25 protein-coding genes and 1 tRNA gene are annotated in these 25,832 nt (G+C 66.3%); 17 read left to right on the top strand and 9 right to left on the bottom strand.

What is annotated here, in order from left to right:
• Positions 1 to 599: 599 nt before the first annotated feature.
• Positions 600 to 676, bottom strand: a tRNA-Pro gene (locus tag MJ606_RS09005).
• Between the two features lie 200 nt (positions 677 to 876).
• On the opposite strand from MJ606_RS09005, the gene hisS reads away from it, so the two are divergent.
• Positions 877 to 2,250 (top strand): histidine--tRNA ligase, encoded by a 1,374-nt coding sequence (hisS, locus tag MJ606_RS09000; protein ID WP_243049184.1) that lies wholly within the window; start codon positions 877 to 879, stop codon positions 2,248 to 2,250.
• Between the two features lie 92 nt (positions 2,251 to 2,342).
• Positions 2,343 to 4,238 carry an aromatic amino acid lyase gene (locus tag MJ606_RS08995; RefSeq protein WP_243049183.1) on the top strand — a complete coding sequence of 632 codons (1,896 nt, stop codon included), beginning with the start codon at positions 2,343 to 2,345 and terminating at the stop codon, positions 4,236 to 4,238.
• A gap of 115 nt (positions 4,239 to 4,353) precedes the next feature.
• On the opposite strand, the gene MJ606_RS08990 is transcribed toward MJ606_RS08995, so the two are convergent.
• From MJ606_RS08990 to MJ606_RS08980, 3 genes are all read right to left on the bottom strand, one after another.
• Positions 4,354 to 5,904 (bottom strand): MDR family MFS transporter, encoded by a 1,551-nt coding sequence (locus tag MJ606_RS08990; RefSeq protein WP_243049182.1) that lies wholly within the window; start codon positions 5,902 to 5,904, stop codon positions 4,354 to 4,356.
• On the bottom strand, positions 5,901 to 6,344 hold the full coding sequence (locus MJ606_RS08985) for a MarR family winged helix-turn-helix transcriptional regulator (protein ID WP_243049181.1): 444 nt from the start codon (positions 6,342 to 6,344) through the stop codon (positions 5,901 to 5,903). Before MJ606_RS08985 ends, MJ606_RS08990 begins: the two co-directional genes overlap by 4 nt.
• 81 nt (positions 6,345 to 6,425) lie before the next feature.
• Positions 6,426 to 6,866, bottom strand: coding sequence for a hypothetical protein (locus tag MJ606_RS08980; protein WP_243049180.1), 441 nt, complete (start codon positions 6,864 to 6,866; stop codon positions 6,426 to 6,428).
• 210 nt (positions 6,867 to 7,076) lie between these two features.
• Between MJ606_RS08980 and MJ606_RS08975 the strand changes: the two genes are divergently transcribed.
• The 14 genes from MJ606_RS08975 (at position 7,077) to MJ606_RS08910 (ending at position 20,247) form a co-directional block, all read left to right on the top strand.
• A complete protein-coding gene (locus MJ606_RS08975; protein WP_243049179.1) occupies positions 7,077 to 7,412 on the top strand; it encodes a YerC/YecD family TrpR-related protein in 336 nt (111 codons plus the stop codon).
• Positions 7,409 to 8,302: an ATP phosphoribosyltransferase gene (gene hisG / locus MJ606_RS08970; RefSeq protein ID WP_243049178.1), complete on the top strand. Its 894-nt coding sequence runs from the start codon at positions 7,409 to 7,411 to the stop codon at positions 8,300 to 8,302. Before MJ606_RS08975 ends, hisG begins: the two co-directional genes overlap by 4 nt.
• Positions 8,303 to 8,330: 28 nt before the next feature.
• The gene (gene hisD / locus MJ606_RS08965; protein WP_243049177.1) at positions 8,331 to 9,638 is read left to right on the top strand and encodes a histidinol dehydrogenase; all 1,308 of its coding nucleotides are present in this window, start codon (positions 8,331 to 8,333) and stop codon (positions 9,636 to 9,638) included.
• Positions 9,635 to 10,741, top strand: a complete 1,107-nt coding sequence (hisC, locus tag MJ606_RS08960; RefSeq protein ID WP_243049176.1) for a histidinol-phosphate transaminase — start codon at positions 9,635 to 9,637, stop codon at positions 10,739 to 10,741. The genes hisD and hisC overlap by 4 nt, the downstream gene beginning before the upstream one ends.
• Positions 10,738 to 11,802 carry a bifunctional histidinol-phosphatase/imidazoleglycerol-phosphate dehydratase HisB gene (hisB, locus tag MJ606_RS08955; RefSeq protein WP_243049175.1) on the top strand — a complete coding sequence of 355 codons (1,065 nt, stop codon included), beginning with the start codon at positions 10,738 to 10,740 and terminating at the stop codon, positions 11,800 to 11,802. Before hisC ends, hisB begins: the two co-directional genes overlap by 4 nt.
• On the top strand, positions 11,802 to 12,392 hold the full coding sequence (gene hisH / locus MJ606_RS08950; protein WP_243049174.1) for an imidazole glycerol phosphate synthase subunit HisH: 591 nt from the start codon (positions 11,802 to 11,804) through the stop codon (positions 12,390 to 12,392). The genes hisB and hisH overlap by 1 nt, the downstream gene beginning before the upstream one ends.
• Entirely contained in the window at positions 12,389 to 13,123 is a 735-nt protein-coding gene (gene hisA, locus MJ606_RS08945; RefSeq protein WP_243049173.1) for a 1-(5-phosphoribosyl)-5-[(5-phosphoribosylamino)methylideneamino]imidazole-4-carboxamide isomerase, read from the top strand. The genes hisH and hisA overlap by 4 nt, the downstream gene beginning before the upstream one ends.
• Entirely contained in the window at positions 13,117 to 13,914 is a 798-nt protein-coding gene (hisF, locus tag MJ606_RS08940) for an imidazole glycerol phosphate synthase subunit HisF (RefSeq protein ID WP_243049172.1), read from the top strand. The genes hisA and hisF overlap by 7 nt, the downstream gene beginning before the upstream one ends.
• Positions 13,907 to 14,545 (top strand): bifunctional phosphoribosyl-AMP cyclohydrolase/phosphoribosyl-ATP diphosphatase HisIE, encoded by a 639-nt coding sequence (gene hisIE, locus MJ606_RS08935; protein WP_243049171.1) that lies wholly within the window; start codon positions 13,907 to 13,909, stop codon positions 14,543 to 14,545. Before hisF ends, hisIE begins: the two co-directional genes overlap by 8 nt.
• Before the next feature lie 355 nt (positions 14,546 to 14,900).
• Positions 14,901 to 16,319, top strand: a complete 1,419-nt coding sequence (locus MJ606_RS08930) for an FAD/NAD(P)-binding protein (protein WP_243049170.1) — start codon at positions 14,901 to 14,903, stop codon at positions 16,317 to 16,319.
• A gap of 107 nt (positions 16,320 to 16,426) precedes the next feature.
• Entirely contained in the window at positions 16,427 to 17,428 is a 1,002-nt protein-coding gene (locus tag MJ606_RS08925) for a sulfate ABC transporter substrate-binding protein (RefSeq protein ID WP_243049169.1), read from the top strand.
• Between the two features lie 5 nt (positions 17,429 to 17,433).
• Complete coding sequence (gene cysT, locus MJ606_RS08920) at positions 17,434 to 18,258, top strand: sulfate ABC transporter permease subunit CysT (RefSeq protein ID WP_243049168.1); 825 nt, start codon at positions 17,434 to 17,436, stop codon at positions 18,256 to 18,258.
• A complete protein-coding gene (cysW, locus tag MJ606_RS08915; protein ID WP_243049167.1) occupies positions 18,255 to 19,118 on the top strand; it encodes a sulfate ABC transporter permease subunit CysW in 864 nt (287 codons plus the stop codon). Before cysT ends, cysW begins: the two co-directional genes overlap by 4 nt.
• Before the next feature lie 10 nt (positions 19,119 to 19,128).
• Positions 19,129 to 20,247, top strand: coding sequence for a TOBE-like domain-containing protein (locus MJ606_RS08910; RefSeq protein WP_243049166.1), 1,119 nt, complete (start codon positions 19,129 to 19,131; stop codon positions 20,245 to 20,247).
• On the opposite strand, the gene MJ606_RS08905 is transcribed toward MJ606_RS08910, so the two are convergent.
• The 4 genes from MJ606_RS08905 to MJ606_RS08890 all read right to left on the bottom strand — a co-directional run bounded on the left by MJ606_RS08905 (position 20,244) and on the right by MJ606_RS08890 (position 23,355).
• The gene (locus MJ606_RS08905) at positions 20,244 to 21,278 is read right to left on the bottom strand and encodes a C13 family peptidase (RefSeq protein ID WP_243049165.1); all 1,035 of its coding nucleotides are present in this window, start codon (positions 21,276 to 21,278) and stop codon (positions 20,244 to 20,246) included. The two genes, MJ606_RS08910 and MJ606_RS08905, sit on opposite strands and share 4 nt — an antisense overlap.
• 17 nt (positions 21,279 to 21,295) lie before the next feature.
• Positions 21,296 to 21,982: an acireductone synthase gene (mtnC, locus tag MJ606_RS08900; protein WP_243049164.1), complete on the bottom strand. Its 687-nt coding sequence runs from the start codon at positions 21,980 to 21,982 to the stop codon at positions 21,296 to 21,298.
• 165 nt (positions 21,983 to 22,147) lie between these two features.
• The gene (locus MJ606_RS08895) at positions 22,148 to 22,711 is read right to left on the bottom strand and encodes an acireductone dioxygenase (RefSeq protein WP_243049163.1); all 564 of its coding nucleotides are present in this window, start codon (positions 22,709 to 22,711) and stop codon (positions 22,148 to 22,150) included.
• A complete protein-coding gene (locus MJ606_RS08890; protein ID WP_243049162.1) occupies positions 22,708 to 23,355 on the bottom strand; it encodes a methylthioribulose 1-phosphate dehydratase in 648 nt (215 codons plus the stop codon). Before MJ606_RS08890 ends, MJ606_RS08895 begins: the two co-directional genes overlap by 4 nt.
• A 165-nt stretch (positions 23,356 to 23,520) precedes the next feature.
• On the opposite strand from MJ606_RS08890, the gene MJ606_RS08885 reads away from it, so the two are divergent.
• Complete coding sequence (locus tag MJ606_RS08885; protein WP_243049161.1) at positions 23,521 to 23,853, top strand: high-potential iron-sulfur protein; 333 nt, start codon at positions 23,521 to 23,523, stop codon at positions 23,851 to 23,853.
• A gap of 471 nt (positions 23,854 to 24,324) precedes the next feature.
• Here MJ606_RS08885 and MJ606_RS08880 read toward each other — a convergent pair whose 3' ends face one another.
• Positions 24,325 to 25,773, bottom strand: coding sequence for an amino acid permease (locus MJ606_RS08880; protein ID WP_243049160.1), 1,449 nt, complete (start codon positions 25,771 to 25,773; stop codon positions 24,325 to 24,327).
• Positions 25,774 to 25,832 lie beyond the last annotated feature (59 nt).

Raw genomic sequence — 25,832 nt, 5'->3', positions numbered from 1 at the left:
ACTCGCTCGGCCAGATCAGCCACGCCTTGTACGACGTGGGCGGCGAGTACCGCCGAAACATGTAAATCTTCGACAAAACAGTCGTGATGGGATGGGCTTAGTGTTATCGAATCTTTGTGTCGGCTATCCGCTTGGGGCCGCGATTACGGGGGCATGAGCAACCTGAGTCAGATAAGAAGTGCTCATTCCAGCAGAGCCGACGACTGTCTGGCATTTTGAAAGGGCGGAAGGATCGGGTTCCTGGTCTGGGCCGCCCTTGTCCCAAGGGACGAAAGATTCGTCCCGGTGGCCTGTAGGCTGCAACCAGAGCATCGACGATGGCTTGTCAATGGTGCGATGCCATCTTCACTGCTATGGCGCTACGCGAGGCATGCCGCTATGTACGCCCGATGCGGCGAGAGAAAAGGTAGATATTTAGGCCAGGTGGATCAACGGTTTAGCGGCCATCCTGGTTGGGGATTACGTTTGGGGCGCCGGCTCCGAGCAATGGCTGTTTACGCCTGTTCCCAGTGATTCTGGGCAAGTTGCGGGCCGGAAAAGAAGAAGGCCCTGAAAGCACGCTGTTAAGCGGATTTCAGAGCCTTGACTACTTCGAATTTTGGTCGGGGTGACATGATTCGAACATGCGACTTCTACGTCCCGAACGTAGCGCTCTACCAGGCTGAGCTACACCCCGTGGGAGCCGCGTATCTTAATGGCCTCTCGTGGGCTTGGCAACAGGTTGGTCGCGAATTTTTTGTCGTCGGTTTCCTGCCGTGCCTCGGCGCCGCTACGGCAAGGGGCGGGGCGCCATTCTGCTAACCTATGCGGCTCCGTCCAGCGGCATGCCGCGCGGGCGGTGAACCGACGTTTTCCTACCGCTAAGCAGAGGATTTCATGGCGCTTACCCCGGCCCGCACCATGCCCGGCGTGCTCGAGCTGCTGCCGCTCGACCAGATCGCGTTCCAGCGCATGCTCGACGTGATCCGCCGCAACTACGAGCGCTTTGGCTTTCTGCCGATCGAAACGCCGGTGATCGAATATGCCGACGTGCTGTTGACCAAGACCGGCGGCGAGACCGAGCGCCAGGTGTATTTCGTGCAGTCCACCGGCGCGCTGGAGCAGGGCGAGAAGCCGGAGCTGGCGTTGCGCTTCGACCTCACCGTGCCGCTGGCGCGCTATGTGGCCGAGCACGAGCACGATCTGTCGTTCCCGTTCCGCCGTTACCAGATGCAGCGCGTGTACCGCGGCGAGCGTGCCCAGCGTGGCCGTTTCCGCGAGTTCTACCAGTGCGACATCGACGTGATCGGCAAGGACAGCCTGTCGGTGCGCTACGACGCCGAAGTGCCGGCCGTCATCTATAGCGTGTTCCGCGAACTGAACATCGGCGCGTTCACCATCCAGCTCAACAACCGCAAGCTGATGCGCGGCTTCTTCGAAAGCCTGGGCGTCACCGACAGCGAGCAGCAGACGCTGGTGCTGCGCGAGGTGGACAAGCTGGACAAGCGCGGCGCCGACTACGTGCGCGACACGCTGACCGGCGAGCAGTTCGGGTTGAGCGCCGAGACGGCGCAGAAGATCCTCGATTTCGTGCAGGTACGCTCCAGTTCGCTGCAGGACGCGTTCGACCAGCTCGACGCGCTGGGCGCCGGCCCGGAGATCATGGAGCAGGGCCGTGCCGAGCTGAAGGAAGTGCTGGGCCTGATCCGCGACTTCGGCGTGCCCGAGTCGCACTACATGCTCAACCTCTCCATTGCGCGTGGCCTGGACTACTACACCGGCACCGTCTACGAGACCACGCTCAACGATCATCCGCAGATCGGCTCGATCTGCTCGGGCGGCCGCTACGAGAACCTGGCCGGCCAGTACACCAAGTCGCACCTGCCGGGCGTGGGCATTTCCATTGGCCTGACGCGTCTTTACTGGCAGCTGCGCGAGGCCGGCCTGGTCGGCACGGCGCGCAGCACGGTCGATGTGCTGGTGACGCAGATGGATGCGGCGCAGCTGCCGGCTTACCTGGCGCTGGCCGGCGAGTTGCGCGGCGCGGGCATCGCCACCGAGGTGGTGCTGGAAGGCGGCAAGCTGGGCAAGCAGTTCAAGTATGCCGATCGCGCGGGCGTCCGCTTCGTGATCGTGCTGGGCGAGGACGAGCTGGCCAAGGGCGTGGTCACCGTGAAGGACCTGCGTCGCGAAGACCAGTTCGAAGTGCCGCGCAGCGAGCTGATCAAGACCTTGCGCGTCGAGCTGGCGCAGGCGGAAATCGGCGCCTGATCGCATCGCATGAAGCACGGCCACCGCGTTTCCCCAGCGCAGTGGTCGTGACCTAAAACGCAAACGAAAGCCCGTCCGGGCTGGAGCCAAGCATGACTGCAAAGACCATTCTCCTGGACGGCAACAGCCTGACCCGCGAACAGCTGGTGGCCGTCGCTCGCCAGGGCCTGCGCGTGGAGCTGGACGAAGCGCAGCTGCTGCGCGTGCAGCGCGCGGCCGACTTCCTGGCCGACAAGGTGAGCTGCGGCGAACCCACCTACGGCGTCACCACCGGCTTCGGCAGCAACGCGGACAAGCTGTTGGGCGCGCATCGCCTGCGCGACGAGCTGCCGGGCGGCAATCCCGGCAAGCCCGAAGGCACGCTGCTGGAAGAGCTGCAGCACAACCTGATCACCACTCACGCGGTTTGCGTGGGCAAGCCATTCGCGCCCGAGGTGGTGCGCGCCATGCTGGTGATCCGCATCAACACGCTGATGCGCGGCCATTCGGGCATTCGCGTGGAAACGCTCAAGGCGCTTACCGCGATGCTCAATGCCGACGTGGTGCCGGTGGTGCCGGAGAAGGGTTCGGTGGGCGCCAGTGGCGACCTCGCGCCGCTTTCGCACCTGGCCATCGTGCTGCTGGGCGGCGGCGAGGCGTTCTATCAGGGCGAGCGCGTGACGGGCGCCGAAGCGCTCAGGCGCGCGGGTCTTTCGCCGATTCGCCTGTCCTTCAAGGAAGGCCTGGCATTGAACAACGGTACCGCGCAGATGCTGGCCACGGCAGCGCTGGCGCTGGACGAGCTGGAACACCTGCTCGATCTGGCCGACCTGGCGGCGGCGATGACGCTCGATGCGTTTGCCGGCCGCAGCGGTGCATTGCGGCCCGAGGTGCATGCCTTGCGTCCGCATCCGGGGCAGGTCGAGGTGGCCGCGCATGTGCGCCAGTTGCTGGAAGGCAGCACGCTGGTCGACATTCCTTACCACCTGGTGCCGCGCTTCAGGCCGTGGTCGGCGGACGCCTGGGCCGACCCGGCGGATCAGGCGCTCACTTTCGACATCGGCTGGGACTGGGTGCCGGCCAACCAGCGCCACGGTCGCGAGGCGTTCTATGCGCGCTTCCTGCCGTTCAAGGGTGGCAAGAAGCACCAGCCGCAGGACGCCTATTGCCTGCGCTGCATGCCGCAGGTGCATGGCGCCGTGCGCGACGCGTGGGCACAGGCCTGCCGCGTGATCGATATCGAGCTTAACTCGGTCACCGACAATCCGCTGATCTTCCCCGATGCCGAGGATGCGCGGTTCATCGAGGAACAGGTGATCTCCGCCGGCCATTTTCACGGCATGCCGCTGGCGCTGGCGATGAGCTACGTGAAGGCCGCGATTCCGGTGCTGGCCTCCATTGCCGAGCGTCGCCTCAACAAGCTGGTCGACCCGGCCACCAACGATGGCCTGCCGGCTTTCCTCACCGGCAACGAGGACGGCACCGATTCCGGCTTCATGATCGTGCAGTACACCGCTGCGGCGCTGGTCAATGACCTGGCGACCCGCGCGCATCCGGCCAGCGTGTATTCCGTGCCGACCAGTGCGAACGCCGAAGACCATGTCTCGATGGGCGCCAACGAGGCGCGCCATGTGCTGGAGATGATGGAAGACCTTGGCCATGTGATCGCGCTGGAGCTGTACACCGCCGCCCAGGCGCTGGACTTCCGCCAGGCCATGCTCAATGCGGCGTGCCGCCTCGCCGCGCGTGGCGACTGGCAGACGCTGGCCGGCAAGGTGGCCAACGCGCCGCGCGAGGGGCATCCGCATTACGCGCAGTTCGTCGATGAAGTGAAGCAGCTCACCACGGCGCTGGCCAGTGTGGGTGATTTCCATGCCGGCGCCGCGGTACGCAAGGCGCACGAAGCGGTGCGCCGGCACATCGGCTTCATGGCGCGCGATCGTGCGATGGACGGCGACGTGCGCAAGGTGTGCGAACTGGTGCGGCAGCGGGCATTTGCGCCGGCGTAAGGCGAAAGCCTTCACCGTCATCCCCGCGAAAGCGGGGTCCAGCGCCTCAGCGAGAGACACGGGATCCCCGCTTTCGCGAGGATCGCGAAAACGCGCAGCGTGCGCAGCCCATGAACTAGTCGGCCGCCGGTGCCGGTGCGTGATGGTGATCGCGCAGCGGTAGCTCCGGCAACAGCAGGATCACCAGGAACGCGCAGGCGACGATGCAGGTGCCGAGCAGGAAGGTGGAGGAAATGGCGTGTCGATACAGCGCCATGGTGGCGTCCTGGACATGCAGCGGCAGCGCGCCGGCCGGCTTCATCCCGCCTTCGGTGAGCATCACGGGCAACTGGCCAGCGTTCTGCCGGCGCAGTTGCCAGGACAGGATCGCGCCCGATCCGGCCACGCCGATCAGCCCGCCCAGAGAGCGGAAGAACGCCAGCGTCGCCGTGCCCACGCCGCGATGCGCGGGCGATAGCGCGTTCTGCACGGCGATGGTCATGTTCGGCATCACCAGTCCAAGGCCCAGCCCCAGCGTCAGCATGCACGGCTCGATGATGCCAAATCCCTGCGCCGTCGATGCGCTCCAGGCCAATACCGCAAACGCCAGCGTGGCGATGCCAAGCCCCGCGACCTGCGCGGGCTTGTAGCGGCCCGAGCGCAGCAGCACGCGGCCGTTGAACAGCGAAGCGGTAGCGATGCCCGCCATCAGCGGCGCGGTCAGCAGGCCGGAGCGTGCCGGACTGACCCCCATCACCAGCTGGAAGAACAGCGGGAAGAACAGGCTGGCGCCGAGCAGGCCCATGAAGGTCAGCGCCAGCACGATGCAGGCGATGACGAACAGGCGGTTGTGGAACAGGTCGAGCGGCAGTACCGGTTCCGGTTCGTGCTTCACGTGGCGCACGAACAACACGCCGGTCAGCGCGGCGCACAGGGCGAGGCCCGCGATGGGCGTCGAGTTCCATGGCCATTCGGAACCACCCAGGGTCAGCACCAGCAACAGCGCCACGGTGCAGGTGGTCATCAGCACCGAACCGAGGTAATCGATGCGTCGCGCGTGCAGCGGCGTGTATTGGCGCAGCGTCCTGCCGATCATCACCAGCGCCACCGCGCCGATCGGCAGGTTGACGTAGAAGATCCAGTGCCATGACAACAGGTCGGTGATGACGCCGCCGATCACCGGGCCCACCACGCTGCAGATGGCGAAGATCGCGGCGATCACGCCCTGGCGACGGCCACGCTGCGTGGGCGGCACCATGTCGCCGATGATGATCTGGGCCAGTGGCAACAGGCCACCCGCACCCACGCCCTGGATCGCGCGGAAAATGATCAGCTCCAGCAAGTTCTGCGCGGCGCCGCTCAACACCGAGCCGAGCAGGAAGGTGAGGATGGCGACGAAGATCATCGGCTTGCGGCCGTACTGGTCGCTCAGCTTGCCGTACAGCGGCATGGTGGCGGTGGAGGCGAGCACATAGGCCGTCACCACCCAGGACAGGTGATTGAAGCCGCCGAGGTCGCTGACGATGCGGGGCAGGGCGGTCGCCACGATGCTCTGGTCGATGGCGCCGAGCGCCAGCACGATCACCAGTCCGATGAAAACCCGGCTGATTTCCTGGGCGGAAGGGTGGCTTGCCGTGGCCGTGGCACCGTGGGGTGCGGCCGGGGTGGCGTAAGTCGGTTTGGTCATGCGCCGATCTCGTTCAAGGCGGTGATGGCGTGGCGGATCGCCTCGCGTGATTCGGGCGACAACCTGGCCAGGGCCTGGGCCAGGCTGTCGGTGCGTTGTTTGCGCATGGCTTCGACCATCGCATGGCCCGCCGGGGTGATCTCCAGGCCCACGCGTCGTTTGTCGCCGGACGCCGCCGCAGTGCGCTTCACCAGCCCGGCGGCGGCCATCGATTTGATGTGGCCGCTGATGGTGGGGCTGCGCAGCCGTTCCATCTGCGCGAGCTCGCCCACGCCGATGCCGGGATGGTCGAGGATGGCCACCAGCAGCAGCTTCTGCAGCGTCGAGATACCCATGTCCTCGCTGTCGCGCCGCAACTGGCGATAGAGGCGATGCAGCGCCGGGCGCAGTTGCTCGGCGAGCATCAGGGCGTCGCCCTGGGGTAAGGGGAGCGTGGTCATGCCTTCACTGGGTGAGATAAATAGATAGGTTACCTATCTAATATAGCCTGGCCCGGGGCGCTTGGCGAGACGGCGAGGGGCTTACAGGCCGTGCCAGTCCATGATGGGCGATTGGCGCAGTTCCTCGGCGGGTGCCGAGAAGGTGGCCGCCGCCGCGTCGAGCAGGCGCAGGTCCACGGCGCGGAACGGATAGCTGGCCGCATGCCGGGCGATCTCATCGAGGATCATGCCCAGGGCAAGGAAGTACACGCCCTGCAGCGTCTCGTTCTGCCGCTGGGCCTGGTGCCGCACGGCCAGGGCCAGCGCCATGGCGGCGATCGCAACTTCGTGGGGTGCGGGCTCCGTGGCGCCATCGAGCAGGTCGGCATGCCCGGTCCACGCCCGGGCCAGCAGCTGCCCGGCGAGGGTGGCCGGCTCGCCTTCCAGGATGCCGGCATGGGCCAGTTCGGCGAGCAGCCGGGAAAGGATGGCGGCGGCTTGCGCCTTGCCGGTGTCGTTCCGGGTGGCTTCGAAAGGATGCATCGGTGAGTCCTTCGTGGCTGGGATCTTGCGACCGGCAGCATCGATGGTCGCAAGAAATTGCCATCAGGCGAATACCCCGAAGGGTGGGCCTGGCCACGGGACGACTAGTGCGGATGGCTTAACCGATCCCGTGGCGGTTTTCGCGGCGGCTTGCTGCGGCGCGGCACGTTGCGTATCATGCGCTCCACTGTATTAATGCGTTAGTACATTATGAAGCGTCGATCGATCGATCCCGAAACCCCCGCGGAGTCCGCCGAGCTCAGTCTTTGCGAGGCGCTGCTGTCGCTGAAGAACGCCGAGGAAATGTCGGCCTTCCTGCACGACCTGTGCACGCCGGCCGAGCTGGAGGTGATGGTCGACCGCTGGCGCGTGGTGCCGTACCTGCTCGATGGCGTGGCCTATCGCGAAATCCATGAGCGCACCGCCGTAAGCATCACCACCATCGGCCGTGTGGCCCGCTACATCAACCAGGGCAGTGGCGGCTATCTCGCCGCAGCCGCCCGCGCCGCCCGTCGCCGGTCGGCCAGCAAGAAGGCAAAGGCATGAAACCGCGTGACCGACTGCGTATCGCGATGCAGAAATCCGGCCGGCTCACCGAGCCCGCGCTTGAGCTGCTCAATCGTTGCGGACTCACCTTCCGCCAGAGTCGCGACAAGCTGTTCTGCTTCGGCGAGGGCGAGCCGGTCGACCTGCTGCTGGTGCGCGACGACGATATCCCGGGGCTGATCGCCCAGGGCGTGTGCGATCTGGGCATCGTCGGTCGCAACGTGCTCAGCGAATACCAGCTCACCGCCGGTCGCGAAGGCCCCGAACTGGCCCAATGGCGTCCGCTGGGCTTCGGGCGTTGCCGGCTCTCCATCGCCGTGCCGCAGGAGCTGGACTACCGCAGCCCCGCGCAATTGCAGGGGCAGCGCATCGCCACGTCCTATCCGGGCCTGCTTGGCGAGTGGCTGCGCACGCATGGCGTCGACGCGGGCGTGGTCGTGCTGGCCGGCTCGGTGGAGATCGCGCCGCGCCTGGGCACCGCCGACGCCATCTGCGACCTGGTGCAGAGCGGCGGCACGCTGGTGGCGAACCAGCTGCGCGAGGCGGAAGTGCTGCTGGAAAGCGAGGCGGTGCTGGCCGGTCCACAGGTACTGCCCGCCGATGAGCGTGGCGACATGATCGAGCTGCTGCTCAAGCGGCTCGATGGCGTGATCCAGGTACGCGAGTCGCGCCTGCTGCTGTTGCAGACCTCGCGTGGCGCACTCGATGCGGTGATCCGCCTGTTGCCCGGCGGCCCGCAACCGACCCTGTTGCCGGTGGCCGGCCAGCCGGACCAGCTGATGCTGCAGGCGCTATGCGCCGGTGAAGTGAGCTGGCGGCAGCTGGAAGAGATCAAGAAGGCCGGCGCACGCGAGATGTTCGTGCTGCCGGTCGAAAAGATGCTTGCGTGATGCAGGCAGCAACAAGGGAAAGATCCGCATGAACCGTCTTGACTGGAATGCACTGGATACCGCGGGACAGCGCGCTGCGCTGGCGCGTCCGGCGCAGTCGCGCGCCGAAAGCCTGCGCAGCGGCGTGGAGCAGATCGTCGCGCGCGTGCGCGCCGATGGTGATCTGGCGCTGCGCGAGCTCAGCGCGCGTTTCGATCGCTGCACGCTCGATGTCGTCGAGGTCACCGAACAGGAGTTTCGCGACGCCGAGGCGGCCCTGGCGCCCGCGCTGAAGGCCGCCATCGCGGAAGCCGCGGCGCGCATCGAAGCCTTCCACCGCGCGGCGGCTCCGCAAGCCGTTGCGCTGGACACCGCCGAGGGCGTGCGCGTGGAGCGCGTGCTGCGCGCGGTCCACCGGGTGGGCCTGTACGTGCCTGCGGGCACGGCGCCGCTGCCTTCCACCGCGTTGATGCTCGGCGTGCCCGCGCGCATCGCCGGTTGCGCCGAGGTGGTGCTATGTTCGCCCGCGCGTGCCGATGGCCGCTGCGACGAAGCCGTGCTGTACGCGGCGCGCATCACCGGCGTGCACAAGGTATTCAAGCTGGGCGGCGCGCAGGCGATCGCCGCGATGGCCTACGGCACGGAATCGGTACCCAAGTGCGACAAGCTGTTTGGCCCGGGCAATGCCTGGGTGACCGAGGCGAAGTTGCAGGTGTCGTCCGATCCGGAGGGCGCCGCGATCGACATGCCGGCCGGTCCGTCCGAAGTGCTGGTGATCGCCGATGCCGCTGCCAACCCGGTGTTCGTGGCCGCCGACCTGCTGTCGCAGGCGGAACATGGTGCGGATTCGCAGGTCATCCTGCTCAGCCCGTCGGCGACGCTGCTCGATGCCGTCGAAGCCGAGGTGGCGCGTCAATGCGCGGCGCTGCCGCGCGCGGAAATCGCCGAAAAGGCACTGTCGCAGAGTCGCCTTATCGCCGTGTCGTCGCTGGCCCAGGCCATCGAGGTGAGCAATCGCTACGCGCCGGAACACTTGATCCTGCAGGTGGACAGTCCGCGCAATTTGCTCGCCGACATCGAGAGTGCGGGTTCGGTATTTCTTGGCGCGTGGACGCCCGAGTCCGTCGGCGACTATTGCAGCGGCAGCAATCACGTGTTGCCCACCTATGGCTATGCGCGCAGCTACAGCGGCGTTTCGGTGGCCAGTTTCCAGAAGCAGATCACCGTGCAGGAACTCACGCCCGACGGCCTGCGCGGCATTGGCCCATGCACCGCGACGCTGGCCGCCGCCGAGCAGTTGGAAGCCCATCGCCGCGCCGTGACGTTGCGGCTGGCGGCGCTGGAGGACGCGGCATGAGCGTGCTCGACCTTGCGCGCCCCGAGATTCGCGCCATGCAGCCGTACTCGTCGGCGCGCATGGAAGCCAGTGGCGGCACGATCATGCTCAACGCCAACGAATCGGCCTGGGCGCCTCCTGGCGATCACGGGCTGGCTTGCAACCGCTATCCCGATCCGCAGCCGCAGGCGCTGCTCGATGCGCTGGCCGCGCTCTACGGCGTGCGTACGGAGCAGGTGCTGGTGGGGCGTGGCAGCGACGAGGCGATCGATCTGCTGGTGCGTGCGTTCTGCCGTGCCGGCGAGGACGCCATCGCCATCCAGCCTCCCACCTTCGGCATGTACGCCGTGAGTGCGCGTATCCAGAACGCGGGCATCGTGGAGGTTCCCCTGGGCGCCGACTTCTCGCTCGATGTGGACGCGGTGCTCGCCGCGCTGACGCCGGCGGTGAAACTCGTGTTCGTATGCACACCCAACAATCCGACCGGGCAACTGGTGAGCCTCGCGGCGGTGGAGCGCCTGGCCACGGCACTCGCTGGACGCGCCTTGCTGGTGGTGGACGAGGCTTATATCGAATTTGCCGATGCGGTGAGCACGGTTTCGCTGATCGATCGCTACGACAACCTTGCGGTGCTGCGCACGTTGTCCAAGGCATGGGCGTTGGCGGGGGCGCGCATCGGCACATTGCTGGCGAACGAGCAGGTCATCGCGCTGCTTCGCCGCATCATGGCGCCTTATCCGCTGCCCCGGCCTTGCGTGGCATTGGCGCTGGAAGCGCTGTCCGCCGAAGGGCAGGCGGTGGCTCGCGAGCACATGGCGGTGGTGCGCGAGCAGCGTCGGCGCATGGCAAGTGCCATCGCCGCGCTCCCGGGCGTGCGCCAGGTGTTGCCATCGCAAGCCAATTTTCTCGCCGTGCGTTTCGATGATGCGGCGGCGGTCCATCAACGCCTGCTCGGCGCCGGCATTGTGGTGCGCGATGTACGCCGCTATCCCCAGCTGGGCGATGCGCTGCGCATCACCATCGGCACGCCGCAAGAGAACGATCGGGTACTGGAACTACTAAACAACTTGGACCTGGATGGCCGGGGTTTGGCCGATGGATCGGCAGCAGGTAGACAACCTTGAGTCGCAAGATACTTTTCATCGATCGTGACGGCTGCCTGATCGAGGAGCCGGACGATTTCCAGATCGACAGCTACGAGAAGTTCGCGTTGCTGCCCGGGGTCATTGCGGCCTTGCAGCGGTTCGTCGCGGCTGGCTACGAGCTGGTGATGGTGACCAACCAGGACGGCCTGGGCACGCCCAGTTTCCCCGAGGCGGATTTCATCGGCCCGCACGAACTGCTTATGCGCATTCTGGAGTCGCAGGGCATCCGCGTGCGCGAAGTGCTGATCGATCGCAGTTTTCTGCACGAGCGCAAGGACACCCGCAAGCCCGGCATCGGCATGCTGCGTCACTACCTGGCCGACGATGGCTGGAGCCGCGCGGCATCCGCGATGGTGGGCGACCGCGAGACCGACCTGAAGTTCGCCGCCAACATGGGCGTGCGCGGCTTCCGTGTCGGCCCGCATGGCCTGGGTTGGGAGGAGATCGCGCACCAACTGCTCGATGCGCCGCGCATGGCCACGGTGGAACGCAACACGCGCGAAACCCGCATCACCGTCAGCGTGAACCTGGACAAGACGGCGGAGCCGCAGATCCACACCGGGCTGGGCTTCTTCGACCACATGCTGGAACAGATCGGCAAGCACGGCGGCTTCGCGCTGGCGTTGCGCTGCGACGGCGATACCCACATCGACGAGCACCACACCATCGAGGACTGCGCGCTGGCCCTGGGGCAGGCGCTGCGCCAGGCATTGGGCGACAAGCGCGGCATCGGCCGCTATGGCTTCACCCTGCCGATGGACGAGTCGCAGGCGAGCGCCGCGCTCGACCTGTCCGGCCGGCCTTATTTCGTGTTCGAGGGTCATTTTCCCCGCGAGCGCGTGGGTGACATTCCCACCGAGCTGGTGCCGCACTTCTTCCGCTCGCTGTGCGAGACGCTGGGCGCGAACCTGCACCTGAGCGTGCATGGCGAGAACGCGCACCACATGGTCGAGGCCTGCTTCAAGGTGGTGGCGCGTACCTTGCGCCAGGCGATCCGGCGCGAGGGCAGCGAGCTGCCCAGCACCAAGGGAGCGCTGTGATGAGCGTGGTGCTGGTCGACGCGGGCGGCACCAATATCGGTTCGGTGCGCTATGCCTTGCAGCGCCTGGGCGTGGATGCGGCGCTCACCGCGGACGCCGCGACCATTCGTGCGGCGGACAAGGTGATCCTGCCCGGGGTCGGTGCTGCCGGCCCAGGCATGGCGCGGCTGCGGGAGCTGGGACTGGTGGAGCTGATGCGTTCGCTCACCCAGCCGGTGCTGGGCGTCTGCCTGGGCATGCAGCTGCTGTGCGAACGTTCGGAAGAGGGCGACGTGAGCTGCCTCGGTGTCGTGCCTGCGGCGGTTCGCCGTTTCCGCGAGCAGCCCGGGTTGCGCGTACCGCACATGGGCTGGAACCGGTTGAACCGGCGTCGGCAGCACCCGCTGCTGGCTGGCCTGGGCGAACAGGACTGGGCCTACTTCGTGCACAGCTACGCCGTGCCCGTGGGTGATTACGCGCTGGCCACCGCCGATTACGGCGGCGAGTTCGCCACGGTGATCGCCAGCGGCAATTTCCATGGCATGCAATTTCATCCGGAGCGTTCGGCCAGCGTCGGCGCCCGTCTGCTGAAGAATTTTCTCGAGCTATGACTGCGTTCACCGTGCTTCCCGCCATCGATCTGCGCGCCGGCCGCGTGGTGCGCCTCAAGCAGGGCGACTACGCGCAGCAGACCACTTACGACGTCGACCCGCGAGCACAGGCGCGCAGCTATGCGCAGGCCGGCGCCTCATGGCTGCACCTGGTGGATCTGGATGGCGCGCGTGGTGGCAGCCTGGAAAATCTCGCGGTGATCGAGGCGATCGCCCGCGACGGCATGCACGTCCAGGCCGGTGGTGGCGTACGCAGCGAGGCGGACGTGCAGCGCCTGTTCGATGCCGGCGTGTCGCGCGTGGTGCTGGGCAGCCTGGCCATTCGCGAGCCGGAAACGGTAGCGGGCTGGCTGAGCAGCCACGGCGCCGCGCGCTTTACGCTGGCGCTGGATACGCGCTGGCTGCACGGGGCATGGGCATTGCCCAGCGAGGGCTGGACGGCGATGGAGGCCCGCACGCTCGATGAGCTGGCGCCCTGGTATGCCGAGCGCGGCGCCAGGCATCTGCTATGCACCGACATCGATCGCGACGGCATGCTGGCCGGTTTCAATCTCGAGCTGTACCGGCACCTGGCGCACCGCGTTCCCTCGCTGGCGGTGCAGGCCTCGGGCGGGGTGCGCTCGCTGGACGATATCCGTGCCGCGCGCGCCGCCGGCGCCGCCGGCGTGATCCTGGGACGCGCGCTGCTGGAAGGGCGCTTTACCGTGGCGGAGGCCCTCGCGGCATGCTGAGTCGTCGCATCATTCCCTGCCTGGACGTGCGCGACGGCAAAGTCGTCAAGGGCGTGCGCTTTCGCGATCACGTGGTGATGGGCGAAATCGTCGAGCTGGCCTTGCGCTACCGAGACGAAGGCGCCGACGAACTGGTGTTCTACGACATCACCGCCAGTCCCGAGGGCCGCAGTGTCGATCGCGGCTGGGTGGAGCGGGTGGCGCGTGTCATCGATATTCCGTTTTGCGTGGCCGGCGGTATCCGCAGCGTGGAAGAGGCGCGCGCGGTGCTGTATGCGGGGGCCGACAAGATCTCGGTGAACTCGCCCGCGCTGGAACGGCCCGCGCTGATCAGCGAACTGGCTTCGGCCTTCGGCGTGCAATGCGTGGTGGTGGGCGTCGACAGCCTGCGCGACGCCGACGGCGAATGGCGCGTGCGCCAATACACCGGCGACCCGTCGAGGACACAGGCGTTGCCCCGGCGCACGCTGGACTGGATGGTCGAGGCGCAGCAACTGGGCGCAGGCGAGATCGTGCTCAATTGCATGGGCAGCGACGGCGTGCGCCAGGGTTACGATCTGCAACAATTGCAGGCGGCGCGTGCGATTTGCCAGGTGCCGCTGATCGCTTCCGGCGGCGCCGGCGCTCCGGAGCATTTCCGCGATGCCTTCGTGCAGGCCGATGTCGACGGCGCGCTGGCGGCCAGCGTGTTCCACTCGGGCGCCATCGCCATTCCCATGCTCAAGCAATGGCTGGGCGGGCAGGGCGTGCTGGTGCGCCCCGCAGCGAAAACGGATGACAGCCATGACTGAGGTAACCATGGATCTTGCCGCCCTCGACTGGGCCAAGGGCGACGGCCTGCTCCCCGTCATCGTGCAGCACTGGCTGAGCGGCGAAGTGCTGATGCTGGGCTATATGAATGCCGAGGCGTTGGCGAAGACACAGGCCACGGGCCAAGTGACCTTCTTCAGTCGCAGCAAGCAGCGCCTGTGGACCAAGGGTGAAACCTCGGGCCACGTGCTGGCGTTGAAATCCCTGCGCGTGGACTGCGATGCCGACACCTTGCTGGTACTCGCCGATCCGCACGGACCGACCTGTCACAAAGGCACCCGCAGCTGCTTCGGCAACGAGGTGCAACCGCCGCTGGGCTTCCTTGCCGAGCTGGATGCCCTGGTGGCGCAGCGATACGTCGATCGTCCCGCAGATAGTTACACCACGCGTCTGTTCGAAGGCGGCATTCGCCGCATGGCGCAAAAAGTCGGTGAAGAAGGCGTGGAAACCGCGCTCGCTGCCGTGGCGCAGGACGACGACGCGCTGCTCGGTGAGGCTGCCGATCTTGTCTATCACCTGGTGGTGACACTGCGCGCACGCGGGCTTGGGCTGTCCGATGTAGCCGCCTTGCTGGCCAAGCGGCATGCCGGACACGCCAGTCACCGACCTTGATGCCCCTGCCGGGCTGCGCCACCGCTGCGTCATAACCAGCCGGGCATGACGCTCCATCGTACGGTGACGGATGGCTAGCGCCGCCTTAACGGAAACTGTGATTGATTCTGTACCGGGCAACGTGACATACCGGGGAGCACATCATGCTCATCGCATCCAGCGGCGTTTCGCGGGTTCATGCGAATCGAGCTTGATGGGTGCAGGATCGTGCATGGGTTTGCCGGCCATGCCGCTGCGATGTGGTCGTCTGGTGTGAACGTCGTTTTGAGCTGAATTTTCCGGTAGGGGCTATGGATGGGTGATCTGCCTGGGGCAGCTCGCTCGGGTTCCGTGCCCTCGATTCGAGGAGCGTGTAATGGCTGATATCGCAGTGATCGGTGGTGGTGCGGCGGGTGCGGCTGCCTTCGGCGAGCTGTTGGCGCGCTTCGATGCGGGCACGATCCATTGGATCGTCGGCCGGCAGGCGCCGGGACGCGGCGTGGCCTACGCCACGCGCGACGACCGGCACCTGCTCAACGTGCGCGCGTCCGGCATGGGCGTGTTCCAGGAACAGGGCGAGGATTTCATCCAGCATGCCTCGCGGCAGCTGGGCCTGGTCAAGGGCACCGATTTCCTGCCGCGTCGGGTCTTTGGCGATTTCATCCAGGCCCAGGTCGGCGCGCGCATCGATGCCGCGCGCCGCGCCGGGCGCAGCTTCCGGATCTATCCGGAAAACGCGCTGGAGGTGATGCGTCGTGGCGAAGGCGGCTATGCCGTGCGCACGGGCGATCGTTGGCTGGATGTCGAGCACGTGGTGCTCGCGGTGGGCGCGCTGGCGCAGCGGCCCCTGCGCACGGTATCGGCCAGCGCGCTGGCCAGTGGCGCCTATGAGCTGGACCCGTGGCGGCTGGATCGGCATGTGAAGGCGCCGCGCCGCGTACTGGTCATCGGCACCGGGTTAACGGCCGTCGATACGTTGTTGTCCGCGTCGGTGCAGTGGCCGCACGCCGAGCTGGTCGCGGTATCTCGGCACGGCTTGTGGCCGTTCACGCACTCGGCGCTGCCGTTGTCGCCGTATCCACACCAGGAGACGCTCAACCAGTCGTTGCTGGCCTGTGGCGGCGTGGCATCCATGCTGCGCAAGGTGCGCAAGGCCCTGGACGAGGCCCCCGGGATCGACTGGCGCAGCATCATCGACGGCATGCGGCCGATCAACGCGCTGTTGTGGCAGGAGCTGACCCACCGGCAGCGACGCCAGTTCCTGCGTCATGCGCGCTGGATCTGGGAATCGTCGCGGCATCGCATGGCACCGGCATCGTGCCAGGCCATTCATCAGCTGCAGGAAGAGGGGCGTTTGCAAGTGCAGGCGGCCCGCGTGCTCGAGGTCGATGGTTCGTCGCCCTTGCAGGTGACCTTGCGCGAGCGGGCCACCCAATTGGTCAGCACGCTGGAGGCCGATCTGGTGGTGCAGGCGACCGGGCTGGATACGGCAGTCGCCTATGGCGAGCATGACCTGTTGTCGCAATTGTTGCGTGATGGGCTGGCGGTAGCCGACCCCCTGCAGCTCGGCGTACTGGCGCAGCCCAATGGCCGGCTGCTGGATGCAACGGGTACACCGCAGCGCGGTCTTTACGCGATCGGGTCGCTGTTGCGTGGCAATCTTTGGGAATGTACCGCCATGCCGGAGATACGCATCGCTGCCCATCGCCTGGCCGTGCAGCTGGCGGAGGCGAGCAGCATCCGGCGCCCGCACGACGTTGCCAGCGAGGTCCGCGAAGCGGATCCGCACGGATAATGCGCCGATGGTGCGCATGGCCCGCGTATGAGGCTATGCCATGGGGCGATTTCGCTGCCCATGGCACGCCAACCAGTCTGCTCATTCGTTTGCCCGCAGGAGGCGCCATGAAGAAGTTCATCGCTGTGTTGCTGGTGGTCGCGGGCATGCTGCTGGCTGTTGCGGTGGCGGCCAAGGACATCACGCTGCTCAACGTGTCCTATGACCCCACGCGCGAGCTCTATCGCCAGCTGAACAGCGCCTTCGTGGAGCAGTGGAAAGCCCAGCACGGCGACAGCGTCACGGTGCAGATGTCGCACGGCGGTTCTGGCAAGCAGGCGCGTTCCGTGGTGGATGGCTTGCCGGCGGACGTGGTGACATTGGCGCTGGCCTATGACATCGACGCCATCGCCGATCACGGGCTCATTGCCAAGGACTGGCAGCAGCGGCTGCCGCACAACGCTTCGCCGTACACCTCCACCATCGTGTTCCTGGTGCGCAAGGGCAATCCGAAGGGCATCCGTGACTGGGCCGACCTGATCAAGCCGGGCGTGCAGGTGATCACGCCCAACCCGAAATCTTCGGGGGGCGCCCGCTGGAATTTTCTCGCCGCCTGGGGTTACGCGCTGAAGCAGCCGGGCGGCAGCGACGCCACCGCCAGGCGCTTCGTGCATGAGCTCTACAAGCACGTGCCGGTGCTCGACACCGGCGCGCGCGGCGCCACCAACACCTTCGTGCAGCGCGGCATCGGCGACGTGCTGATCGCCTGGGAAGACGAAGCCCTGCTGGCTCGCCAGCAACTGGGCAATGACACGTTCCAGATCGTGGTGCCGTCCATCACCATCCTGGCCGAGCCGCCGGTGGCCGTGGTCGACAGCAACGTGGACAAGCACGGCACGCGCGCCGTGGCGGAAGCCTATGTGCAGTTTCTCTACTCGCCGCAGGGGCAGGAGATCGCGGCCAAGCATTTCTATCGCCCGCGCTCGCCGGATATCGAAAAACGCTTTGCCGGCCAGTTCCCCGTCACGCACACCTTTACCATCAACGAGCTGTTCGGTGACTGGCGTCAGGCACAGGCGAAGTTCTTCAACGACGGCGCCATCTTCGACCAGATCGGCACGGGAAACTGAGTCACATGCGGCGCCGGGTGCTTCCAGGTTTTGGCCTAAGCCTTGGCTATGCATTGGTGTACCTGGGGCTGATCGTCCTGTTGCCGCTGGCCGCCTTGGCCTGGAAGGCCTCGGGCATCGGCGTGGAAGGGCTGATCCGGTTGCTGAGTGCGCCGCGCACCTTGGCGGCGCTTCGCTTGAGCCTGGGGGGCGCGCTGCTGGCGGCGCTGATCAATGCGGCGATCGGCCTGTTGGTGGGTTGGGTGCTGGTGCGCTACCGCTTTCCGGGGCGGCGCCTGCTCGATGCGCTGGTGGATCTTCCGTTCGCCTTGCCGACGGCGGTGGCCGGCATTGCGCTCACGACCTTGTATGCACCCCATGGCTGGCTTGGCGCGTGGCTCGAGCCGCTGGGCATCAAGGTGGCCTATACGCCGCTGGGCGTGCTCGTGGCGATGGTGTTCGTGGGCTTTCCTTTCGTGGTGCGCACGCTGCAGCCGGTGCTGGCCTCGCTTGAGCGCGATGTGGAAGAGGCTGCCGAAAGCCTGGGTGCGCGCCGCTGGCAGACCTTCTTCCGGGTGATCCTGCCGGTGCTGGCCCCGACCCTGCTGACCGGCTTCGCGCTGGCCTTGGCGAGGGCGGTGGGCGAGTATGGCTCGGTCATCTTCATCGCCGGCAATATCCCGATGCATTCGGAAATCGCGCCACTGCTGATCGTGCAGAAGCTGGAGCAGTTCGACTATGCCGGTGCGGCGGCCCTCGGCGCGGTGATGCTGCTGCTCTCGTTCGCCTTGCTGGTGATCGTGGCGTTGCTGCAGCGCTGGAGCGGTCGCTGGGCGGAGCGCACGACATGAGTAGGCGCCTGCGCTCGCGTCCGCCGGGGTGGCCACGGCGCCTGGGCCATGTCGCGCTTATCCTGGTCGCGGTGGCTTTTCTGGTGCTGTTCCTGGTGTTGCCGCTGGCGACCGTTTTCGTCGAGGCCTTGCGCCAGGGCTTTGCCGCTTATGTCGCCACCATCCGGCAGCCTGAAGCGGTGGCCGCCATTCGCCTCACCATCATCGTCGCCGCCATCGCGGTGCCGTTGAACCTGCTGTTCGGCGTCGCCGCCGCCTGGGCCATGACCCGCTTCGAATTTCCCGGCAAGGCCGCGCTCGGTGCGTTCATCGACCTGCCGTTCTCGGTGTCGCCGGTCGTCTCCGGCCTGGTCTATGTGCTGTTGTTTGGTGCGCAGGGGTGGTTTGGCCCATGGCTGGATGCGCATGGCGTGAAGATCATCTTCGCCGTGCCGGGCCTGGTGCTGGCAACCATCTTCGTCACCCTGCCGTTCGTCGCCCGCGAGTTGATACCGCTGATGCAAGCGCAGGGCAGCGAGGAGGAGGAAGCCGCGCGCATCCTGGGCGCCAGTGGCTGGCAGATGTTCTTCCGTGTCACCCTGCCCAATATCCGCTGGGCGCTGCTGTACGGCGTGTTGCTGTGCAATGCGCGCGCCATGGGTGAGTTTGGCGCGGTGTCGGTGGTTTCCGGACATATCCGTGGCCTCACCACCACCATGCCGCTGGAAGTGGAAATGCGCTACAACGAATACGACTACATGGGCGCCTTTGCCGTGGCGTCGCTGCTGGCCTTGCTGGCGCTGGTGACGCTGGCGGTGAAAACCCTGCTGGAGTGGCGCTACGGCGATGAAATCGCCGCGCATGCGCCGGGCGGTCGCTAGAGGGCATGGCATGAGGTTGGAACTATCCCGTCTGAATCGTCGTTTCGGCGGGTTCCATGCGCTGGACGATGTCAGCCTGAGCATCGCCCCGGGCGAGTTTCTCGCGCTGCTCGGGCCTTCGGGCTCGGGCAAGACCACTTTGCTGCGCATCCTTGCCGGCCTGGATTATCCCGATAGCGGCAGCGTGTCCAGGGATGGCGCGGACTTCCTGTCCATCCCGGCGCGCGAACGCCGGATCGGCCTGGTGTTCCAGCATTACGCGCTGTTCCGCCACCTCACGGTGATCGAGAACATCGCGTTCGGCCTGCGCGTGCGCAAGTGGCGGCTGCGGCCATCGCGGGTGGAAATCCGCGCCCGGGTCGATCGCCTGCTGCGTCGCGTGCAGCTGGAGGGGCTGGGCAGCCGCTATCCCTCGCAGCTGTCCGGTGGCCAGCGCCAGCGCGTGGCGCTGGCGCGCGCGCTGGCGGTGGAGCCCGACCTGCTGTTGCTGGACGAACCCTTCGGCGCGCTCGATGCGCTGGTGCGCGTCACGCTGCGGCGCTGGTTGCGCGAGCTGCACGAGGAGCTGGCGCTCACCACAGTGTTCGTCACCCACGACCAGGAAGAAGCCCTGGAGCTGGCCGATCGCGTGGCGGTGATGAACAACGGCCGGATCGAGCAGGTGGGCTCGCCGGAAGTGATCTATCAGCAACCGGCCACGCCGTTCGTGTGCGAGTTCATCGGCAAGGTCAACCGGTTCACGGTCAGGCGCAGCGGCGCGGGGTTCGGCGCCGGCGGCTGGCTACCCGATGGCGATCCCTGGCAGGGCCGCTTCGATGCGGCCGCGGCGTATGTGCGGCCCGAGCAGTTGAAGCTGGGGGTACCGCTGGCGCTACCGGCGTGGGAGGCGCGGCTGCGGCATATCTACCTGGCGGGCAGCGTGGCCCATCTCGATCTTTACGTGGCGTCCATCGACCAGACACTGGAGGCCGACATCGCCAGCGAGGATCTATCGCGCCTGGGCTTGCAGGCCGGCATGGAACTGCGCGTGGCACCACGCAGCGCGGTGCTGTTTCCACAGGATGGCGCCGGCGCCACGGTCAACCAGGAGCGCTGGATCTGGCACGCGAGAAGCCCCGTGCCCGCTTAGGGCGACGAGGCCGGGTGGTCGGCATCCGATGACGGCGGTGCTGGCTTGAAGGGGATGGCCGGGCCGGGCACCACATGCTGTCGCCACAGCGAGAGCTGGTCGGCGATGCCGGCGCCCACGTCCATCTGCGGCTCGGAAGGCGTCAGCTTGTCTTTCTGCTCCCATTGCGCGATTTCGCCGGAGGCCTGCTTGAACGCCGCCATGAAGTCGGGCGTGCGATTGAGCGCATCGACCAGCCATGCGCGCCCGAAGTAGGTGATATCGGAATCGCTGCCGCAGCCGAACGAACTGCGGTCGGCACGCGCCGCCGTGAGTACCAGCGTGCCCGGTCCATGCAGCGCCGGCACGAAGCCGCCGGAATAGCAGGCGTTCACCACCACCACTTTCCACTTGAACGGACGCTTGGCCAGGATGTCGGCGAGGTCCGGCGCACCGATCTGGTCCAGCGGCAGCGGGTCCATGTCGACCAGCAGGTTGTGGTCCTCGTCGCCGTGGGTGGTCAGGTACACCAGCAGGATGTCCTCGTCCGGCTTCATCACATGGGCAAGGCCGTCCAGGGCGTCTTCCAGGTTGCTCCAGGTCGCCAGCGGGTGCTGTTCCAGCGTGCCCGGATTGTTCTCCAGCAACAGCGCGTGGGTGCCCGCACCGAAGCGGGTGGGAAACAGCCTGGCGGCGTATTCGGCTTCATTGCGGAAAACGTCCTCGCCACCGTCCGCGCCGAAGGCCAGCACGTAGAGGTTGGGGCGCCCGGCCACGCGCGGTGCCAACTCGGCCAGCGCCTTGCGCACCATGCTGTGCTGCGCATACATCACCTGTTCGGGCGAAGGCCCCTGGTCAGGCCAGTTGTCCGACGTGGTGTTGTCATCGGTGGTGCCGGCGCTGGTTTCGGCTGGCGCCGGTGCCGTGGAAGGCGTGCCCGCATGCGTGGCCACCGGCGTTGCGGCGGGCGCCGTCGGCACGCGATGCGAAAGGGCAAGCATGAGCAAGGCGCCGGCCGCGAAGGCAAGCAGGGCGGTCAGTGCGGTGCGCATGACGAAGGCTCGCGGGGTCAGAGAACGATGGCGTCGAAATCGCGATACGCGGGATGGCGCGGCGTGTCCGGCATCTCCAGCGGCGCGCGCAGCAGCCAGCCGGTACGCAGTCCGGCGGCGCGGGCGGCATCCAGCTCCTGCACGATGTCGGAGAGGAACAGGATATGCCCCGGCTGCTCGCCGATCGCCCCGGCGATTTTCTCGTACGAAGCCTGCTCGCGTTTCGGGCCCGTCTCGGTATCGAAATAACCGGAGAACAGCGGCGTCAGGTCGCCGGCCTCGCTGTAACGGAAGAACAGCCGCTGCGCCGGCACCGAGCCGGAGGAGTAGACGTAGAGATGCAGGCCTTCCGCCCGCCACGCGTGCAGCCTGGCGGACACTTCCGGATACAGGTGCGCCTGGAAGTCGCCGTTCTCGTAGCCTTCCTTCCAGATCATGCCTTGCAGCGCCTTGAGCGCGGTGGACTTGCGATCCTCGTCGATCCAGCGCAACAGCAGCTCGATCACCTCCTGCCGCGAGGCTTCGACGATGCCGGCTTCCTTGGCCGCCTCATGCAGCCAATGCTGAATCTCGGGCTTGTCGCCGTGCGTTTCGATAAAGGCGGGCAGGCGCTTGTAGGCGTACGGAAAGAGCACGTCCTTGACGAAGCTGATCGAGCTGGTGGTGCCCTCGATATCGGTGACGATGGCGCGGATGACGGTCATGCGGGAAAGCCGGGATGCAGGGGCCACAAGCTTACCCGCCGCGGGGGTTTAGGGGCGAGTAGCGGCAATGGATTTGTGGCGGCCGGATCAGGCCGGGCGCCTGATCCGTGCCGTCATCCCGGCTTTCGCCGGGACGACGAGAAAGGCGTGCCTTCGAGGTTGACGTCAGGCAACGGCCGAATCGTGCGGCGTCATGCGGGGGAAGCGCTGGGCGATGTCCTCGCCGGTGAACTGGGCCACCCAGCCTTCCTTGTTGGTGAACAGGCGGATCGCGACGAAATAGGGCGATTCGCTCATGTCGAACCAGTGGCGCGTGCCATCGGGAACGCCGATCAGGTCGCCCTGTTCGCACAGCACGTCGTAGACCTTGTCGCCCAGGTGCAGGGTGAACTGGCCGGCGCCGGCGACGAAGAAGCGCACCTCGTCCTCGCTGTGGGTGTGCTCGCTCAGGAATTTCTGGCGCAGCGTGGCGCGGTCCGGGTGATCGGGCTTGAGGCTGATCACGTCGACCGCCTGGTAGCCTTCTTCCGCCATCAGCCGGTCGATGTCCGCGCGATAGGCCGCGATCACTTCGTCCTGGCTCGCGCCCGGCGCGATCGGCTGGCTGGCTTCCCATTGCTCGAAACGCACGCCGACCTTCGCCAGTTCGTGGGCGATGTCGGCATGGTCGTGATGTACCGAGACCGGCGCTTGCGGCTGGGTCTCTGAAAAGATGCGCAGTCGGCTCATGCGGAAAGCTTCCTAAGGTCCAGTTCGCAGCCGAGCAGGAATTCCAGCGCCTCCAGGTGGCGGCGCGTCTCGGCCATGTCGCGGCCCCAGGTATAGATACCGTGGCCGTTGATGAGATAAGCGTGCAGCGGGCGCCCGCTGTCGAGCCAGGCATCCACCTGCGCGACCAGCTCGGGCATATGCTGGGTATTGGGAAACACCGGAATAGCGAGCTCGCTGTCGTGCGTGGTCTGGCCGGCGATGGCCTTCTGCAGTTCCCAGCCTTCCAGCTTCACCACGCCGTTGCGGGCGAACAGGCGCGAGGCCACGCTCTGCGTGCGCGAATGCGTGTGCAGCACGACGTTCATTTCGGGAAAGCGGCGATAGATCTGCGTGTGCAGGTCGGTTTCCGCGCTGGGGCGCGCCGACGTGCCGACGGCCTGGCCCTGCATGTCGATCAGCATGATGTCGTCACGGCCCAGCTTGCCCTTGTCGCGGCCCGAGATGGTGATGGCCGCGTGATCGTGATCCAGGCGCATGGAGAAATTACTGCTGGTGGCCGGCGTCCAGCCGGCCGCGGCGAGCTCGCGCGCCGCATCGGCGATGGCGTCGGCGCGCTGCGCGAATAGTTCGGCGGGAATGGTGGCTGGCAGTAATTGGCTCATGAGGTATGGACGTCCAAATCAAATCACACTATATCACGGCTGTTTGCTGCCAGTCGGCGAAAATGCGATCCATTCTCACGACGTATCCGCCGGGCGAGTAGCATTCTCGGAAGGTCCGCTACGGGCGTAGCGGACGAGGATGCTTCAAAGACGGAGGTTGGACCAATGTCGCACGAAAAAGATATCGAATCGCGTCGTCGCTTTCTCAAGGCCGCAGCCGGCACGGCTGCCGCTGCGGTGATCGTCGGTAGCCTGCCGCGCCTGGCGCGCGCTGCCGACTTGCCGCACCTGGCTGAGACGGATCCCACCGCCAAGGCGCTGGGTTATGTCGAGGACGCCAGCAAGACGACCGATGCGAAGCACAAGGCTGGCGACGATTGCGCCAACTGTCAGTTCTACTCCGGTGGCGCGACGGGCTACGGTCCGTGCCAGCTGTTCCCGGGCAAGTCCGTCAGTGCCAAGGGCTGGTGCGTCTCGCACTCGACCAAGAAAGCCTGATCGCTCGCCGCGATGTGGTTTGCAAGGCCGGCCATGGTGCCGGCCTTTGTTTTTTCCGCGACAGTGATCGACATGCACATCGCATCCCGCGCAGTGCGCGAGACGAATGTCGTGATCACGGAGAGAACACTCGAACCGAAGAACTCGGTGAGTAGAAGATGCTGCCCAGACGCGTCAGGCCGAGGAGCTGACCCGCCTGACGCGCCGGGCGGCAATCCGGGGCCCACTGCCAAGTGATCTACCCACGGAGCACAGATGATACTCCGGGCAGGGTGTTTTGGGGCCGGCCAGCCCCAAAATTTTATCGAAAAAGTCTCGTTAAAATGTTTAAAAACAATAACTTAAGGCGAAATTCAAGACTGGCCCTCATGAATAGGTGCCAAGCTGCACCCATTCAGCATCCCTGGTCTGGACTGCTCGATTTCTGACGTTCGCGGGAGTTGCCGGCCATTGGCGGGCAATCTCCGGGGGTTACCGGTTGCCGCGGGTCCGCAGCTGGCTATGGCGCATGCCGTAGCCGAAGTAGATGACCAGCCCGATCACCGTCCAGAGGATCATCAGCAGCCAGTTGAACCAGGCCATGGCGCCCAGCAGGGCCAGGCAGCTGAGCACGCCGGCGGGGCAGATCACCCAGACCCACGGCACCCGGAAGCCGCGATGCAGCCCCGGCGCGGTGTAACGCAGGATCAGCACGCCCGCGCAGACCGCCACGAAGGCGATCAGCGTGCCCATCGAGGTGAGGTCGGCCAGCAGGTCCAGCGGGAACACCGCCGCGAGCACCGCAATACCCACGCCGGTGATCACCGTATTGATGTGCGGCGTGCGGTATTTGGGATGGATGCGGTTGAACACCCGCGGCAGCAGACCATCGCGCGACATGATCATGAAGATGCGCGGCTGCGCGATGATCATCACCAGGATCACCGAGGAGAGGCCGATCAGCGCGCCGATCTCCACCACCAGGCGCAGCCAGCCCAGCTCGGGGTGATTGCGCACCGCGGTGACCACCGGTTCGCTCGTGCCCAGCTCGGTGTAGGAGATCAGGCCGGTCAGCACCGCCGCCATCGCCAGGTAGAGGATGGTGCAGATCACCAGCGACACCAGCGTGCCGAATGGCAGGTCGCGTTGCGGGTTCTTGCACTCCTGCGCGGCGGTGGAGGTCGCCTCGAAGCCGATATAGGCAAAGAACACCATCGCCGCGCCGCGCATGATGCCGGACCAGCCGTACTTGCCCGGCCCTTCGCTGGCCGGAATGAACGGGTGCCAGTTGGCCGGATCGACATAGCGGTAGCCGGCGACCACCACGATGATGATCAGGCCGACCTTGAGCGCCACCATCAGCACGTTGAGGCCCGCCGATTCGCGGATGCCGACATAGCACAGCCAGGTGAGCGCCAGCACGATCGCCACGGCGGGCAGGTTCATGATGTGCCCGGTGGTGACCAGGTGCCCATCGGTGAAGGCCAGCGGCGCCTCGGTCAGCGCCTTGGGCAGGTGGATGCCCACGTGGTCGAGCAGGCTGGTGAAATATCCCGTCCAGCTCGCCGCCACGGCGGACGCCGAGATGCCGTACTCCAGCACCATGTTCCAGCCGATGAACCAGGCGACCAGTTCGCCCAAGGTGGCATAGGCATAGGAATAGGAGCTGCCCGAGATCGGTATCAGCGTGGCGAATTCGGCGTAGCACAGCGCGGTGAAGCCGCTGCAGATCGCCGCGAGCATGAATGAGATCAGCACCGCTGGTCCCGCGTGTTCGGCGGCGGCCTGGCCGGTGACCACGAAGATGCCGGTACCGATCACGGCGCCGATGCCTAGCGCGGTGATACCCCAAGGGCCCAGCGTGCGGCGCAGGGTCGGGCCGTGCGAGGCGTCGTCGGCATCGGAGAAGTCGATCTTGCGGGCAAAGAGCTGTTTGAGCATGCGTCAACCTGGTGGAGCGTTGGGCGGTATCGCCGCCGCTGGTCAAAACGAGAGGGCCG

Origin of the sequence: Dyella sp. RRB7 (genome assembly GCF_022761115.1) — a bacterium.
GTDB lineage: Bacteria > Pseudomonadota > Gammaproteobacteria > Xanthomonadales > Rhodanobacteraceae > Dyella.
This window is presented reverse-complemented; position numbering and strand designations above follow the sequence as displayed.